Below are 15,680 nucleotides of genomic sequence, written 5' to 3'. Positions count from 1 at the left end.
TTTTCAAACTAGAAGGTGTTTTTTATTTGTCTCATATTATGGGGTCAGTCCCAATTTTCCGGTTTTTTTATCCGTCTTTATTTTGATTGTGTTTTTATTTCTTGTTTCAAAATAACTCCCAATGCTTAAATCCTTACGCTCCGGCGCAGTGCCTTTTCGCCACGTGCTTCCTATTTCTTCTCCAAAGTCCTTTTCACTGACTTTCTGCATATCAGAAGTGAGACCCAGCATAGCATATATATTGATTTCTTCCATGTTCTGAAACGGCGGCAGGGGCGCCCCGTTTTCTATTCTTTCATCTGCAATATGCTGGTCAGGCACGATTTCGTCTACATCCGCAGGGTAGCTGTATCCCGGCAGAATCGGTTCATACACAAGCCTGGGGACCTGTTCGCCATCAATGACATCGTACATCAGCTGCAAAGACATTGTATTTAAGTAATGGGACACAACCTTCTCTTTTGCTACAAATTCATTTGGAACTTCGGCTTTATGCCCTTCTCCGTAATATAAGAAATGAACAATCTGTCCGCTGCGTGTTATATCAATTAAAAAGCCTGAATTGGGAAGCGGAAGCCCCAGTTCCATTTTGGTATAGATAAAACGGATATGCTTTCCCCGTTCTTCCTTACCTTGAAAGTGAAATTTCATAAATGTGCCGGGATGGTTAGCAGCAGCAAACTGAAGAGCCATCAGCTTTAACTCGGCATCTGGAAGTTTTTTGTCTGTCTCGGAGCAGACGGTTGTTGAAAAGGTGAGCAAAGCGCCGTCATGTCGGAGTTCAACTGTAATGTGCTTTTCCGGATCTTCAGGGTTCTTCCAGATGAAGTATGCCTGCCCCTTCTTCTTTTGCTTTTGGTTGTAATCTTCTATCTCAAGCTCGTAATGCGGAGGTACATTGCCGATCTCTTGCGCCTTCTTTTTCAGCTGTTTATTAACCAATGAAGTCATCCTTTCAAAGAGTCTACGACAAAGAGAATCCTGTTTATTATATAAAAAGACCTTTCTTCTTTTAAAGTGAAGAAAGGTCCTTTTCTATTATTGTCGTTGTTTTCTGATATTCTTTCTGTTACTTTCATCACATCTCACCTTATATATCTGCGGCATTTGCGTGACTTTTGGCTGTTTTACCATGAACTGAAAACGGGCTCTCCTGTATGGGCTTCGATAAAACGCGGATACACCGGCTTATAGACGAGCCGGTAGCTGTGTTCTTCATCATCACGGTATTCTCTCTCCCAGCCTAGCTCAACTTTAAAATGCTGCCAAAAGATAGACTTCGCTTGTTCTGCTGAAATAGCCGGAACGGGATGAATGGCTTCCAGCTCCTTCGGGTCAATATCTGGCGCCATATAAACGGTAATGTGCCCTGTCTGGCGGCTGACGCAGATTCTGATCTGCCCAAACCGGAGCGGAACCCCGTGACAGTGAGCTTCAAATGTAAAACCGGCGACTTCGTTTTCTTCTTCATCGGGTTCGTCATATTTGATCTTAAAATATTGATCGGCATTTGGAAATAAAGCAAATAGAAAACGAAGCGCCCTTTTTTCGCACTCTGCCTCAGTTACTGTCAACGGCCCTTTTTTCTCCATAAATGACATGACGCCTTCGAGTTTTCCGGTTTCTTTGTTATGGATGGTTTTCAGCACTTGATGAACCCGTCCTCTAAACCAGCTGTCCATGCTTTTATCCGCCGGCTGATACACGGGATCATCCGGATTCCGCCAAACGGTCCTTATTCTCCCGTCTCCCAAATCCGTTTCCCGCTCCTTGACAAAGCCTTTTTCGATGCCGATCATACTGCCAAGATCAGCCTTTTCGTGAATGCCTTCGAATAAAGGGAGAGGAAAGCTTTCCGGCTCCCTGTCATCGTCATCATCAAATGCTTGTTCTTCTTTCACCAAATCGGCAGGCACGGTAACGGCCCTGCATTCAGGCTCATACACCAAATGCGGTTGATCGTCCCCGTTTTTGTAAACAGAACGATGGAGAACCTCAAACAAAAGGTCGAACTCCACGTCCTTCTTGATGAAGGCAAATGCCTCTTCTTCATCAGCGACCCGCTTTGGCTTGATGATGCTTCCCGCTTTGCCGTAATAGCGAAAGTAAATGATCTCACCTGATAAGGAAACTTCACCCATAAATCCGCTCATGGGAAGAGGAAGACCGTCCTCCATTTGAACATATGAAAATCTCACTTTATCGTCGGATGTACAGTTCTCTTCTTCACGCACAAAGACTGACAGCGCCCCGGGATAATGAGTCTCTACAAATTGGCGCATGATATCCTCTAATTTCTCCTCAGACAGCCTTTCTCCGCTTTCAGGCTCAATATCTCGGGAAAGAGATTTCAGCTGTCCATCCGGCCCAAGTTCCACGATAATGCCGATGTGTTCATCCTGAGGATCTGTCCAACAAAAATGTCCTCTTTTCTCATCATCGCCATAATCTTCAATTTCCAGTTTTAAGTGTGTCGGCACCCGGCCGATTTCCAGTGCTTTTTGTTTCAATTCCTCTTTCTTCACCAAGACGGCCCCCTTTCATCGTTCTTATGTCCCCTTCAACTAATCAGAAAGTAGTAGTCTAAATTGCACAAATTTCTGAGTTTACCAGTTTTTCCAGAACATTTTTCACCAAAAATAGTATGATGAACCTATTCAATATAAAAGCTAATAATCTTAAAATTAATTCCGTTGTAACTTTTTATAGGTCCATTCATGACAAAGAAGGGCGGAGTTTCCAGAAAATCTGGTAAAAACCGTGAGAAAAGAACTGATTTTTTTGGTTATATGATGCTAATCCATTCAAAAAGATCCATTTCTCAAAGACAAAAGACTCCCCTTTCCTAAACCATTTGAGGAGGAAAAATGAATGTTTCAGAAAAAAACGTACGCTGTTTTCCTAATTCTTCTGCTGATGATGTTTACAGCTGCTTGTTCCGGAAGCAAAACAAGCGCGGAGAAGAAAAATTCAGAAACAGAAAAAAGCTCAGATATAGCTCAAGTCAAAATCAAGGATGTCTCTTATACACTGCCATCCAAATATGATAAGTCCACTTCAGATGACCAGCTTGTGTTAAAAGTCAATGTCGCTGTGAAAAACACAGGAAAAGAACCGCTGAATGTAGACAGTATGGATTTCACTTTGTATCAAGATGATACGAAGATGTCTGACACAGATCCCGAGGATTATAACGAAAAGCTGCGCAGCAGCACGATTAACGCTGACAAATCGGTTGAAGGCAGCCTCTTCTATGTTGTAGATAAAGGCAAGAAATACGAGCTTAACTATACGCCGGAATCTTATGGTGATAAAAAGCCAAAATCAGTTACTTTCAAAATTGACGGAAAAGACAAAAAAATCCTTGCGACAGCAGACCAGCTCCAAGACTCTGCAAAAGCATTATCAGCTTATGTTGATGTCCTTCTTTTCGGTAAAGACAACGCTGATTTCGAAAAAATCACCGGGGACAACAAAAATAAAATTGTAAGTGATTTCAACGAATCAGCGAAAGACGGCTATCTCTCAGCTTCGGGCCTTTCCAGCACATATGCCGACAGCAAAGCGCTTGATAATATCGTGAACGGCATTAAAGAGGGATTAAGCAAAAACTCTTCCATCCAGGCGAAAACAACTTCGATCTCAAAAGACGAAGCGATTGTTGAAGCCACAATTAAACCGGTAGATGCATCTTCACTCTCAGACCGCATCGAAGACAGAGTAAAAGACTACTACAGCAAAAACTCTGGCGCCAGCTATGAGGATGCTGTGAAATACGCGCTTCAAGTCTATCCTGAAGAATTCAAAAAGCTCGGACCTGCTTCATCTGAAAAAACAGTTGAAGTGAAAATGAAGAAAAATGACATCGACCAATGGCAGCTTGATATGGACGACTACAGAGCAGCAGAATTAGTCGAAGCATTCATCAAAGAATAAAACACCAAAAGGAAATAGCCTCCAAAGCTATTTCCTTTTTTATGTGAAGATTCCGCTGATGAAGTTCACTTCATCTTCGGTTAGTTCAATGTTCAAGGTTTTCAAGTTATCTTTCAACTGCTCAGGACGTTTAGCGCCTGGAATGATAGCGTCTATCGCCGATCTTGTTAACAGCCACGCCAAGGCAACATGTGCCGTCTCCGCTTGTTTTTCCTCCGCTACCGCTTTCAGCTTATCTACTTTTTGGAGATTGTGAATAAACGCTGCTCCCTGAAATTGCGGCTTATCCTTTCTGAAGTCATCAAAGACCGTGTCTTTCGTGAATTTTCCTGTCAGCAGCCCAGACGCGAGCGGAAAATAGGGAATAAAGGAAATGCCGTGTTTTTCACAGTACGGAAGCAGCTCCTTCTCGGCATCACGCTGAATGAGAGAGTATTCAGCTTGGAAGACCTCCAAATAACCGTCGGCATTACATTCCTGCAATTGCTGATAATCGAGGTTCGAAGCACCGATCGCTTTGATTTTTCCCTCATCCTTCAGCTCCTTCAGCGTGCCCGCCACTTCAGCGAGAGGCGTTTTCCCATCCGGGAAATGAACATAATACAAATCAATGTAATCTGTTTTCAGCCGCTTCAGGCTCTTTTCTACCTCGCCGCGAAGAAATTTCCGGCTGTTGTCTAATTCAATGCTGCCGTTCACTTCCTTATGAGCCCCTTTGGTGGCAATAATGAGCTCATTCCGCACGCCTCGTTCTTGCACAACTTCCCCGATTAATTCCTCAGAACGTCCCAGTCCGTATATAAAGGCGGTATCAATAAAGTTCACGCCGCCATCCAATGCCGTGCGCACCAAATCTTTCCCTGTTTCATCATTTAGATTCGGAAATAGATTATGCCCGCCGACCGCATTCGCACCGAATCCGATCCGCTTCACCTGCAGCTTCGTCTTGCCAAGTGTACGTGTTTGATCCATTGTTCCTTCTCCTTTGACACCAATTTTGATGAAAAATAGTGCAGGGTCACTTTCTGTATTAGATATCCTTTTTCTATTTTCCTTCTTTTTTCAGGATATACAAAAAGGAGAAAGTGTATTTCTCCTTTTGCAAGTTTATTTTGGCAGGACCCATTTGTCTTTTAAGAAACAGGCTCTGGCCAGTAAAAAGAAAATGGCGATGAGCACGGCGATGGTTCCTGACGTGTACAAAATGGCAGCCGGCTCAACCATCCCGAATAAAAGCTGTTTAAATAACGCATGCAGGTTCAGAAACGGAATGAGAAAGTATGACAAGTCAAATTGATTCGGTGCCTTGCTTAAGATGAAAAACATCGGGAATATAGGCAGAAAGACGACGAGAGACATACAGCGGGCTTTATGTGCTGATTTGCGAAAACAGCACGCCCGGCATGGAACCAAAAGTTCTCGATACACTGTATCAATCGTTTGGCCGTTCAACGAAAAGCGGCGCCCATGAAGGCATGGGCACCTATATCATTCAAAAACTGGTGAAGAGCGCTTTTGGGAGGCTGGATTTTACCTACCGACACCCCGTCTTCCGGTTAGAAATCAAAATTCCGTTTCAGAAATAAAAAAACCTTGAAAAGCCCGGCTTTTCAAGGTTTTTTTCATTATGAGGATAACGCTTGTGCAAAACGATCTGCTTCGTCTTGCAGCGTGCTTTCAATTTCTTTGTAACGGCTGGAAATCGTTGATGCGCTGACGCCGTATTTTTTCGCCAGTTTAGCTTGAGAAACGGACGCTCCGTTAAGAGAAATCGCATTCACATAATATTCAACTGCCGCCGCAAAAGCTTCCGGTTTTCTGATGACAGGTGATTTTTTCTCACAGAATGTTTTCCAGATGTCAATGACAGCCGGAATCAATTCAGTCGGATACTCATCTCCGCCCATGCCTTCTTCGATAGCCGCAGCTGTTTCTTTCTCCATGTCGTTTGCCCACTCAATACTGCTTTCTTCCGCTTCCTCTGCTTGCGGCTCTTCATCTTTCTCCGCTAACAGCGCGAACAGAACGTTGTTGAATTCTTGCTTCATGAAGTCTTCCGGCGTTTTGCCATTCTTCACAGCGGCATCCGCATATTTCTTCACTTTGCTGATCAGCGCTTCTGTTCTCTTCACCGGGAAGATCGTGAACTGCATGAAGAATTCTGCTTTTTCTGCTTCGTGGATTGGATATCCGAGAATCAGGCTTCCCACTGGCGGGAGGTCTTGATTGTTGGCGTCCATTTCCACTTCGAATTGTTTTGTCGTAATGACATCCTCAAAGTGAATGACACCTTCTTTCAAGTCTTGCAGCAGCAATAAAGCAGGCGTCATGCTCTTCCATGATTCAACGATCTCACGCGTTTTCGGACGAGTAATCGAATCGCCTTTTTTCTGAAGGTACTCTTCAAAGATTGTCTTTTCACCAGCAAGCGGGTGGAAGAAGATTCCCCAGATCCCTAAGTTAAATACGCTGATGTCTTTCGTCTGTCTGTCCATAGCAGAAAGAAAATCATGCTGGTTGATAAAGCTTGAAATGCTTTCTCTATGTACTGTGAAGGCATACTCCACTAAGTCTTCCTGGATTTGTTTTGCTTCTTTTGCCGCTAGTTCTGTCGGGAAGTCGACAACTTTACTTCCGCAGCATTTTTTATATTTCTTGCCGCTGCCGCATGGACAAGGGGCATTTCGTTTCACTTTTCCCACAATAAACCCTCCGAATTCTGTTGTAACTTTTCTATTTTAACAAAAATAACTTCTGAGGGCTTGGTTTCGGGCTAAAAAAGAATTTGGTAATATGATAAGCTGGCTGATCAAACCAATTTACCTATGACATTTTCACCAACTTTTGTGATTTAAGGCTTATAACCTATTCCCACTTTAGGCCCTTCTTTTTTACAATCATTAGGTATTTATCTAAAATTTTAAGGAGTGTTTATGTTGGAATTCGCTGGTTTTATGCTGCGCGCCTGCGCTCTAGTACTTGATGTGATCATTGCGGCAGCAGTGATTTTGGCAGCCGGATTTACGTTTGGTGACGGGTCCGCCGGCGTCATTATTGTGGCCATATTGATGGTGTTTGTGTATCCTTTGCTGATGCCGCTGACAAATTGGAAGGGTACACTGGGCAAAAAAATCATCGGGCTGCAAATCGTGAGAGACGAAACATACGAAAAAATATCCCTCCCACAGGCTATTGTCCGTTACATGATAGCGTGGGTGCATGTGTTCTCACGTTTGATCTATTTGACAGCCGCATTTACGAAGAAAAAACAAGCCGTTCATGATATGGCTGCGAAAACAATTGTGCTGAAAGCAGAATAACCTTGAAGAATAAAATTCTTCAAGGTTATGTTTCTCGTTAGTTCGTATTTTGGCCTCCGCCGTTCAGTCCTTCTTTAATCAGGCTGTTGACTTGGCTGTTCATCAATAAACCAATGTGCCCAACGCCATGAATTTGAACGTTTTTAGCACCGTCTAATTTTGATAAGTAATTCATGACAATCATATCGGCACTGCTGTAAATGGATGTGTATAAAATCTTTTGATTTGGATCTGTTCCCGGAAGCGCCTTGCTTGTCGTCAAACGGTTCGCGCCGCCAAGCGTTACGACGTTTTCAATTTTATTTCCGCCGTCCAGATTTTTTATGTAGTAAAGTGTGTTCGCGCCACCCATGCTGTGAGCGACAATATCCACTTTTTTCGCACCCGTTTCGTCTAAAACCTTTTGCACAAATCGTGATAATACCGGGCCATTGTTATAATTCGTCCCTGTCTTGTCCCAAAAATCAACCGCATACAGCTTGCCCCGTGACCAGCCCTGAGATACGAGATAGCTCTTAATTCCCGCAAAATTGTATGAAGCTCCTCCGATACCGTGAACCATAACAACTGGATTGTGTTCAGCGGCTTTTGCTGACGGCTGCATCGCAAACAGCGATGTGACTGACAGCACCAAAATTGTTACAAGTGCAATGAACTTACTTTTTACAAATTTCATAATATCCTCCTTTTTTTGTAACAAATTCTTAAATTATATTACGTTACCAAATTAATTAAGTAAAGGGGAATTTTTACTTATTTTTAAAGAAATTTTAAGGTTAAAGGAATTTTTAGTTCTACCAACCTATCTCGATTAGTTTCTGTTCATTGTTACGTTGTTGAACAGCAAGTATAACGTCCGTAGGAATCAGCAAAGCAAATGTTATGACTAAGTTTAGGCACAACATTTTCTCTAGGAAACATAGATCTGGCATTACTTTTCCTAGTTTTTGTTTTGAATTGAACTAAGAGAAAACTAATAGATATGAGCTTTACAGTGAAATGATTAATGAGTTTTTTGTTTGGGGCATTAGGGCTTTATGAATGTTAAGGGAGAGTGAAAATTCCCTTATCCTAATAATGTGTGGAAAAGGCATAAAAAAAAGAGAAATGGAGTCATCCTTTTCCCTCTTTTTTATTTGGTTATATTTGGTCTTTGGGTTTAGTGAATGTTGTGGAATATCCTGCGGCTAATAAAAAGATAATGGAAAGAATGTAAGCTAAAATACCTTGGTGAAATACCAATATTGAAATTAAATGAGATGCTGAGGCAAGAATAAGAAGAATAGTTGTATATATATTGAATCGCGATTCAGGGAAACCTCCCTTATCGTTTCTTGAAAAATTTTATCATTTGTAAATGCAAAAATAAGTTTTTCATTCAGTCAATTTTTCTTGACAACTGGTGGTCGAATCAAGATAATAGACCAGTCACTATATTTTTGATTGCAATTCAGTAAGGTGGGAATGTTATGAGTTATGGAGATTCCCGTGAGAAAATCCTTTCAGCTGCAACCAGGCTATTTCAGCTGCAGGGATATTACGGCACGGGGCTGAACCAGATTATTAAGGAAAGCGGCGCACCTAAAGGCTCCCTTTACTACCACTTTCCCGGCGGCAAAGAACAGCTGGCGATCGAAGCGGTGAATGAGATGAAGGAATATATCCGCCAGAAAATTGCGGACTGCATGGAAGCCTACACCGATCCAGCGGAAGGCATTCAAGCCTTTTTGAAGGAGCTCTCCTGCCAATTTTCATGTACGGAAGACATTGAAGGCTTGCCTGTCGGCTTGCTTGCGGCTGAGACGTCATTGGAAAGCGAACCGTTGCGGGAAGCCTGCCATGAAGCCTACAAAGAGTGGGCCTCTGTGTATGAAGAAAAACTGCGGCTCGCAGGCTGCAGCGAGAGCCATGCTAAGGAAGTCAGCACTGTGATTAACGCCATGATTGAAGGCGGTATTCTTTTATCTTTGACGGCAAAAAACAGCACACCGCTCCTTCATATCTCCAGCTGCATTCCTGACCTGCTGAAGAGATAAAAATAAGACATACTTATACTACGTTCGAAATAGAGAGGGGAAATGATTTTTGGAAACAGCAGCTAAAGCATCTCAGCAATACAAAGTGATGCCGATTATGATTTCCTTGCTGTTGGCCGGTTTTATCGGCATGTTCAGTGAAACAGCGCTGAATATCGCTTTAACCGATCTTATGAAGGAATTGAACATTACAGCGGCAACCGTTCAATGGTTAACGACGGGCTACCTGCTTGTTCTCGGTATCCTCGTTCCTGTATCTGGACTGCTATTGCAGTGGTTCACAACAAGACAGCTTTTTACCGTGTCACTTATCTTTTCAATTTTAGGCACCTTGATTGCGGCGCTTGCGCCGAGCTTCTCTTTTTTATTGGCGGCGAGGATCGTTCAAGCACTCGGAACGGGTCTTTTACTGCCGCTGATGTTTAACACAATCTTGGTGATTTTCCCGCCTCATAAACGGGGCGCGGCGATGGGAACGATCGGGCTTGTCATTATGTTCGCGCCCGCTATCGGCCCGACTTTCTCCGGATTGGTTCTGGAGCATCTCAACTGGCACTGGATTTTCTGGATCTCTCTTCCGTTCCTTGTGCTGGCGCTTGTTTTCGGTATCGCATACATGCAAAATGTATCTGACATTACAAAGCCGAAAATCGATGTATTGTCTATCATCCTGTCGACGATTGGCTTCGGCGGCATTGTGTTCGGATTCAGCAACGCGGGTGAAGGCTCCGGCGGATGGTCCAGCCCGACTGTGATCGTCTCACTAATTGTCGGGGTTGTCGGTCTTATCCTATTTTCTATCCGCCAGCTGACGATGAAGCAGCCAATGATGAACCTGCGTGCGTTCAAATACCCGATGTTTATTTTGGGTGTTATTATGGTATTCATTTGCATGATGGTCATCCTGTCATCTATGCTGCTTCTGCCGATGTATTTACAAGGCGGCTTAGTCCTGACAGCATTTGCTTCTGGTCTTATTCTCTTGCCGGGCGGCATTTTAAACGGATTTATGTCCCCCGTTACAGGCCGTCTGTTCGACAAATACGGACCGAAATGGCTTGTCATTCCCGGATTTGTGATTGTTACTGTTGTCCTTTGGTTCTTCTCAAACATCACGACCACTTCAACGGCTGCGTTGATTATCATCCTGCACACATGCTTGATGATCGGGATCTCTATGATTATGATGCCTGCGCAGACAAATGGTTTAAACCAGCTGCCGCGCGAGTTTTATCCAGACGGCACCGCTATCATGAACACACTGCAGCAAATGGCGGGCGCTATCGGAACAGCGGTTGCGGTCAGCATTATGGCTGCAGGCCAGCATGATTATATGAGCACAGTCAAAAACCCTGCCGATCCGGCAGTCATCCCGCAGGCTTTGACAGCGGGCGTGCAGCACGCGTTTGTGTTTGCGATGATTGTTGCTGTTATCGGTTTAATTGGCGCTTTCTTCTTGAAGCGAGTTAAGGTAGATCATTAATATGAAAAGCCCCTGACATTGTGTTCAGGGGCTTTTTTTTGTTTACATGCGGAGCGCGATTTCCGCGATTTCATCAATCGCATGACGCAATTCATCCTTCGTGTTATAAAAGTGAGGAGCGAGACGGATGACAGTGTCCCGCGGCGCGCAAATCACTTTTCTCTTCTTTAGCAGCGCCGCCGTTTCCGATGCCCGCTCATCCCGGATCGCAACCATGCCCGGCTGCTCTCCTGCTGGTGCCGCCGCCAGCTGCAGACCTTTTTCAGCAGCATATTGACATGCATCGGTACAGATCGTTTTCACATGATCCCGGATATGAGAAACCCCGATATGATTCAGCAGTGATAAAGCCGCTGCCGCTGCGTAAATGCTGACAAAAGCAGGAGTGCCTGTTTGAAAACGACGCGCGCCTTTCGCATAAGCCGCATCAAACCCGCTCTCCCGGCCGAACCAAGCTGATGTTTTCGGCTTCAGTGCATCCGCCAGCTCCTTTCTCACATAAAGAAACGCCATTCCCGGTATGCCAAGCAAATACTTCCGGGTGCCTGCCGCCAGCATATCAACACCCCACTCTTTTACATCAATGGGAATGTGCCCCGCTGATTGATAAGCATCCACAAATAACAAAGAACCCTTTCTATGAGTAATCTCAGCGATTGCTTTTACATCCTGAACAAAGCCGTCCCGATAATGAACGTGCGGAACACACGTCAGCACTGTTTCATCCATAATATATGTTTCATATTGTTCAAGCGGCAGCTCACCGTCTATTGATGGAATGACGGATACGGTATAATCGGATTGTGCCTGCCAAACATGAGACACCGCCGGAAAGTCCATCTCTGTATACACAACATGCTTCTTTCTAAAAACGGCTAAGGACGATGCTACGGAAACCAGCGCATCAGAAACTGACGGCACAATCGCAATTTCATCCGGTTCAGCCCCTATCAGCTTTGCACACTCGTTTCTCGCACTCTCTGTTTTTTCGATCGCTTCATTCCAGTTCGTCCCCATATGCAGCAGGCTGTCATGATAGTCTTTGATCGCCCTTGATACAGGCTCTGCCAACGCGCTCTGAGAACAGCTGGCAAGCATCGTATGTGTCTGCACAGTTGGGAACAGCTGGCGATACTGCTGCGGCAAATGCTCCATTGTGATTCACTCCTTTTCATTATTTTGATGAAAAACCCAAAAATAAACAATAGAATAAAAGGAAAAAGGAGATGGGAAGATGAGAAAAAAAGTGCTGATCACAGGCTTTGATCCTTTTGACAAAGAAACCGTCAATCCATCATGGGAAGCGGCGAAACAGCTGAATGGCTTAGAGACGGATGAAGCAATCATCACAGCAGAACAAATTCCGACTGTCTTTAGAACCGCTTTGGACACTTTGCGGCAAGCCATTCTGAAGCATCAGCCGGATATCGTGATCTGTGTCGGCCAAGCCGGAGGGCGGATGCAGATCACGCCGGAACGGGTGGCAATCAATCTTGCAGACGCGCGCATCCCCGATAACGAAGGACATCAGCCGATTGATGAAGAGATTTCTCCAAGAGGGCCCGCCGCTTACTGGACGGGACTTCCCGTGAAACGAATGACTGCAAAAATGAAGGAAAACGGGATTCCAGCCGCGGTTTCTTATACAGCGGGCACATTTGTATGCAACTATTTGTTCTACGGATTAATGGATCACATTAGCCGGACATCCCCGCACATTCGCGGCGGGTTTATTCATATCCCTTTCATTCCAGAGCAAACAATCGACAAAACAGCGCCGAGCCTCAGCCTGGACACGATTGTCCGGGCATTGAGAATCGCCGCTGTTACGGCCGCACAATATGATGAGGATTTGAAGTCACCGGGCGGTACGCTGCACTAAGCTGCCGCCGTTTCGCTTGTCAGCCTCTTTTTGTAGACAAACGCTGATAGGGTGACACTTACTTCAAACAGGACAAGCAACGGGATCATGACGAGAAAATCAGAAATGAAATCAGGCGGTGTAATCAATACAGACACGACGATCAGCAAAAAATAGGACAGCTTTCTCGCTTTGGCCAGCCGATAGGGATTGAGAACGCCCAGCCTTGTTAAAAACATCACCACTAAAGGCATCTCAAACAGAAAGCCAAACGGCAGGCTCAAATTCACCATAAACCTGAAATAGCGGTCAGCCGTAAACATTGTTTCAAAATGGCCGGAAGACAAATGAGTCAAAAAGCTGAGCACGATCGGAAACAAGACAAAGTATCCGAAAGAAATGCCCGCCAAAAACAATGCAAATAACCCGGGTATGTACATAAGCGTCACCTTGCGCTCCGTTTTTGTGAGCGCCGGGGCAACGAAACGCCACAGCTGGTACGCGGCAACAGGGATGGAAGCCGCAATGGCACAAATGCCGGCAAGCATCATATACACCCAAAGGATTTCACTCGGGCCAAGCACAGCCAGTTTTCCGTCCAAATCCCTGATCAGCCAATCATAAATGTCTTGCACGAACAAAAAAGCCGTGATGAGAAATAGAAGAAATGCCGCGAGAGTTATGATAATCCGGCGGCGAAGCTCTTCTAAATGCCCGATTAGATGGGTTTCTTTTTTATCCATTCAAAAAAGCCCTCCCTTTCATAAAAAAAAGAGGCAGACCCGGTGTCTGCCTCATCAGCACTCAGCCCGCGTTTTTGTCCTGCTTTACCGCTGTCAGCTCAGCTGATTTTTCTTCTTTTTCATCACCAGACACAAGTGATTTTGTTGCGCTTTTAAATTCCAGCAGTGTCCGTCCGGCGGCACGCCCGATTTCCGGCAGCTTGGAAGGGCCAAAAATAATGAGGGCGATGACAAAGATCAGAATCAAGCCCGGTATACCAATGTTTGAAAACATGTTTTTTCACTCCTTAATTCGTGATTTTTGCCCGTTTCTTAATCATTTGTTTTTCGTGGGCTTTATTGTGTGCAAAGAAACGATCCTCTTCAACCTCATTGGATTGCTTCACCCCACCTTGAATCGTTGTGGATGAAACCTTTCTCAACCCGGTTTGGTCTTTTTGGTAGACGAATGAAGCCCGTGTTGAAATGGCGGCGCCAGGTTCTGTTACAAACGGCATCACGCGATAATCGGCTTTCCACTGGTGAGGCGTCACTGTGCAGCGAACATATCCGCGATAGTCGTTAAAGAACTTAATATGCGGATTTTCTTTTAAAATTTTGTCTGTGTCCGCCCGCTTATCCGCGCCATTTCCTCCGGAAGTGATCGAGGTTCCAACAAATTCAGCTCCGAAAATTTTTGAACTTGTCTTCTCAAAGTCGACATGCAAATTCGATGCCCAGCTTGCGTGTACATCACCTGTCAGCACGACAACGTTATTCAGATTTTTACTATTAATGAAATTGATAACCCGTTCGCGCTGAGCAGGGTAGCCGTCCCACGAATCCATGCTGTATATCGGGCTTGCGCTTGTCCCGAAATTCCACTTCGCAAAGAAAATCTGCTGCGCCAGCACATTCCAGTGGGCTGTCGAGCTGCTCAAATTGTTGAAGAGCCACTGTTCCTGTTCTTTTCCTAACAGGGTCCTATTCGGATTGCGCGATTCATCAGAAGGCGGCTTATTGCCGTCGTTATTGGCTTGGTCGTCCCTGTACTGGCGTGTATCAAGTACATTGAAGGACGCCAGGTTTCCATACGTAAAGTTCCGGTACAGCTGCATATCCGGGCCATTCGGCAGAGAGGAGATGCGGAGCGGCATATGCTCATAGTACGCCTGATACGCAGCCGCACGGCGGAGTACAAATGCTTCAACCGATTGTCCTTTTTCCGGTATTTTATTGGCATAGTTGTTTTCGACTTCATGGTCATCCCACGTCACAACCCAAGGGAACGCCGCATGTGCAGCTTTTAGATTGGCGTCAGAACGATATTGGGCATGGCGGTTCCGATAGTCTTGCAGCGTAATGATTTCCGCGCTGTTGTGCGTGCGGACATTGCCTGTTTTTGATACATATTCATTTGGACCATATTCATATATGTAATCACCGAGATGGAAGACTAGATCAAGCTTTTCCTTCGCCATATGCTTGTAGGCCGTATAATATCCATGCTCATATTGCTGACAGGAAGCAAACGCAAAGGTCATTTGCGGCACATTGGCGCCAGGGGCAGGCAACGTTTTTGTTTTTCCGACAGGGCTTAGTTCATGTCCGGTTTTGAAACGGTAATAGTACACTTTGTTCGGCTCAAGCCCGTCCGCTTCCACGTGAATTGAGTGAGCGAGATTCGGTTTGGCCATTTCAGTGCCCTTTCTCACAATCTTACGGAAATGCTCATCCTTTGCGACTTCCCATTTAACAGGTACCGCCTGGTTCGGCATTCCCCCGCCGTTCAGCGGATCCGGTGCCAAACGCGTCCACAGCACGACACTGTCAGAAAGCGGATCTCCAGACGCAACCCCTAACGTAAACGGATAGCTCGAGAACTTAGGCGCGGCATTTACTTCAAATGCACCAACTGATTGAGCAATGGTCAGTCCAAGAGAAAGTCCTGCAATCTTCCCCGCTCCTTGAATAAATTTGCGGCGGTCAAACGTATTGTTTTGAAAGCTTTCCTCTTTCAGTTTCTGTACCCATTCATCAAAACGATTGTCGTATGCCATTCAAGATCCCCTCTCTTCTCATTGATCGCCTTCATTATAGAAAATCATTGTTAAATGGCTGTGAAGAAGTGTGAACCGATTGTAAGCGCTGAACTTCAGAAACAGGTCTTCACTCACAAGCCTGCCGCTGAAACGTGCCGAAAGCTGGCTAAATGGCGCGTTTTTTGCATATCTTGTCGTTTGCAAGCCGTCCATTCGGACTATTTTTCTTCACACGATCTTAAAAAAACAAAAACACCGAGCCATTTCGCAGAATGACTCA

Annotated in this window: 15 protein-coding genes and 3 pseudogenes; 7 read left to right on the top strand and 11 right to left on the bottom strand. The window is 44.9% G+C overall.

What is annotated here, in order from left to right; all coding sequences use genetic code 11:
• Nucleotides 1-51: 51 nt before the first annotated feature.
• Nucleotides 52-942, bottom strand: a pseudogene (locus Q5C82_RS17860) (YcdB/YcdC domain-containing protein); the annotation flags it as partial.
• A 185-nt stretch (nt 943-1,127) separates the two neighbouring features.
• Complete coding sequence (locus Q5C82_RS17855) at nt 1,128-2,525, bottom strand: YcdB/YcdC domain-containing protein (RefSeq protein ID WP_003223860.1); 1,398 nt, start codon at nt 2,523-2,525, stop codon at nt 1,128-1,130.
• Between the two features lie 192 nt (nt 2,526-2,717).
• Here Q5C82_RS17855 and Q5C82_RS17850 point away from each other — a divergent pair, with 192 nt between their 5' ends.
• Both Q5C82_RS17850 and Q5C82_RS17845 read left to right on the top strand, forming a co-directional pair.
• Nucleotides 2,718-2,849 carry a hypothetical protein gene (locus Q5C82_RS17850; protein WP_136975841.1) on the top strand — a complete coding sequence of 44 codons (132 nt, stop codon included), beginning with the start codon at nt 2,718-2,720 and terminating at the stop codon, nt 2,847-2,849.
• Between the two features lie 22 nt (nt 2,850-2,871).
• Nucleotides 2,872-3,936 carry a DUF4352 domain-containing protein gene (locus Q5C82_RS17845; protein WP_003223858.1) on the top strand — a complete coding sequence of 355 codons (1,065 nt, stop codon included), beginning with the start codon at nt 2,872-2,874 and terminating at the stop codon, nt 3,934-3,936.
• Between the two features lie 39 nt (nt 3,937-3,975).
• On the opposite strand, the gene Q5C82_RS17840 is transcribed toward Q5C82_RS17845, so the two are convergent.
• Both Q5C82_RS17840 and Q5C82_RS17835 read right to left on the bottom strand, forming a co-directional pair.
• Nucleotides 3,976-4,908 (bottom strand): aldo/keto reductase, encoded by a 933-nt coding sequence (locus Q5C82_RS17840; RefSeq protein WP_003223856.1) that lies wholly within the window; start codon nt 4,906-4,908, stop codon nt 3,976-3,978.
• A gap of 135 nt (nt 4,909-5,043) precedes the next feature.
• A pseudogene (locus tag Q5C82_RS17835) lies at nt 5,044-5,295 on the bottom strand (protein natB); the annotation flags it as partial.
• A gap of 2 nt (nt 5,296-5,297) precedes the next feature.
• Here Q5C82_RS17835 and Q5C82_RS17830 point away from each other — a divergent pair.
• Nucleotides 5,298-5,522: pseudogene (locus Q5C82_RS17830) on the top strand (GHKL domain-containing protein); the annotation flags it as partial.
• Nucleotides 5,523-5,561: 39 nt separating this feature from the next.
• Here the strand turns inward: Q5C82_RS17830 and Q5C82_RS17825 are convergent.
• Nucleotides 5,562-6,638 carry a helix-turn-helix domain-containing protein gene (locus Q5C82_RS17825; RefSeq protein ID WP_003223850.1) on the bottom strand — a complete coding sequence of 359 codons (1,077 nt, stop codon included), beginning with the start codon at nt 6,636-6,638 and terminating at the stop codon, nt 5,562-5,564.
• 234 nt (nt 6,639-6,872) lie between these two features.
• Here Q5C82_RS17825 and Q5C82_RS17820 point away from each other — a divergent pair, with 234 nt between their 5' ends.
• Nucleotides 6,873-7,256, top strand: a complete 384-nt coding sequence (locus Q5C82_RS17820; RefSeq protein ID WP_003223848.1) for an RDD family protein — start codon at nt 6,873-6,875, stop codon at nt 7,254-7,256.
• A 37-nt stretch (nt 7,257-7,293) separates the two neighbouring features.
• Here the strand turns inward: Q5C82_RS17820 and Q5C82_RS17815 are convergent, their stop codons facing one another.
• Nucleotides 7,294-7,932 (bottom strand): triacylglycerol lipase, encoded by a 639-nt coding sequence (locus tag Q5C82_RS17815; RefSeq protein WP_003223846.1) that lies wholly within the window; start codon nt 7,930-7,932, stop codon nt 7,294-7,296.
• 793 nt (nt 7,933-8,725) lie between these two features.
• On the opposite strand from Q5C82_RS17815, the gene lmrA reads away from it, so the two are divergent.
• Complete coding sequence (gene lmrA, locus Q5C82_RS17810; RefSeq protein ID WP_003223844.1) at nt 8,726-9,292, top strand: transcriptional regulator LmrA; 567 nt, start codon at nt 8,726-8,728, stop codon at nt 9,290-9,292.
• A 49-nt stretch (nt 9,293-9,341) separates the two neighbouring features.
• The gene (gene lmr(B), locus Q5C82_RS17805; protein ID WP_003223841.1) at nt 9,342-10,775 is read left to right on the top strand and encodes a lincomycin efflux MFS transporter Lmr(B); all 1,434 of its coding nucleotides are present in this window, start codon (nt 9,342-9,344) and stop codon (nt 10,773-10,775) included.
• Nucleotides 10,776-10,817: 42 nt separating this feature from the next.
• On the opposite strand, the gene Q5C82_RS17800 is transcribed toward lmr(B), so the two are convergent.
• Entirely contained in the window at nt 10,818-11,930 is a 1,113-nt protein-coding gene (locus Q5C82_RS17800; protein ID WP_003223839.1) for an aminotransferase class V-fold PLP-dependent enzyme, read from the bottom strand.
• 79 nt (nt 11,931-12,009) lie between these two features.
• Here Q5C82_RS17800 and pcp point away from each other — a divergent pair, with 79 nt between their 5' ends.
• Nucleotides 12,010-12,657 (top strand): pyroglutamyl-peptidase I, encoded by a 648-nt coding sequence (gene pcp, locus Q5C82_RS17795; protein ID WP_003223838.1) that lies wholly within the window; start codon nt 12,010-12,012, stop codon nt 12,655-12,657.
• Here pcp and tatC read toward each other — a convergent pair.
• The 4 genes from tatC to Q5C82_RS17775 form a co-directional block, all read right to left on the bottom strand.
• Nucleotides 12,654-13,379, bottom strand: coding sequence for a twin-arginine translocase subunit TatC (gene tatC / locus Q5C82_RS17790; protein ID WP_003223836.1), 726 nt, complete (start codon nt 13,377-13,379; stop codon nt 12,654-12,656). The genes pcp and tatC overlap by 4 nt on opposite strands.
• A gap of 61 nt (nt 13,380-13,440) precedes the next feature.
• Nucleotides 13,441-13,653 (bottom strand): sec-independent protein translocase protein TatAD, encoded by a 213-nt coding sequence (gene tatAD, locus Q5C82_RS17785; protein ID WP_003223835.1) that lies wholly within the window; start codon nt 13,651-13,653, stop codon nt 13,441-13,443.
• A gap of 13 nt (nt 13,654-13,666) precedes the next feature.
• Complete coding sequence (gene phoD / locus Q5C82_RS17780) at nt 13,667-15,418, bottom strand: alkaline phosphatase PhoD (protein WP_003223832.1); 1,752 nt, start codon at nt 15,416-15,418, stop codon at nt 13,667-13,669.
• An 18-nt stretch (nt 15,419-15,436) separates the two neighbouring features.
• A complete protein-coding gene (locus Q5C82_RS17775; protein WP_003223830.1) occupies nt 15,437-15,613 on the bottom strand; it encodes a hypothetical protein in 177 nt (58 codons plus the stop codon).
• Between the last annotated feature and the right edge of the window lie 67 nt (nt 15,614-15,680).

It is taken from the genome of uncultured Bacillus sp. (assembly GCF_958411575.1).
GTDB classification, from domain to species: domain Bacteria; phylum Bacillota; class Bacilli; order Bacillales; family Bacillaceae; genus Bacillus; species Bacillus spizizenii.
Note: the sequence above shows the minus strand (reverse complement) of the source record. Positions and strands in the feature narration are given on the sequence as shown.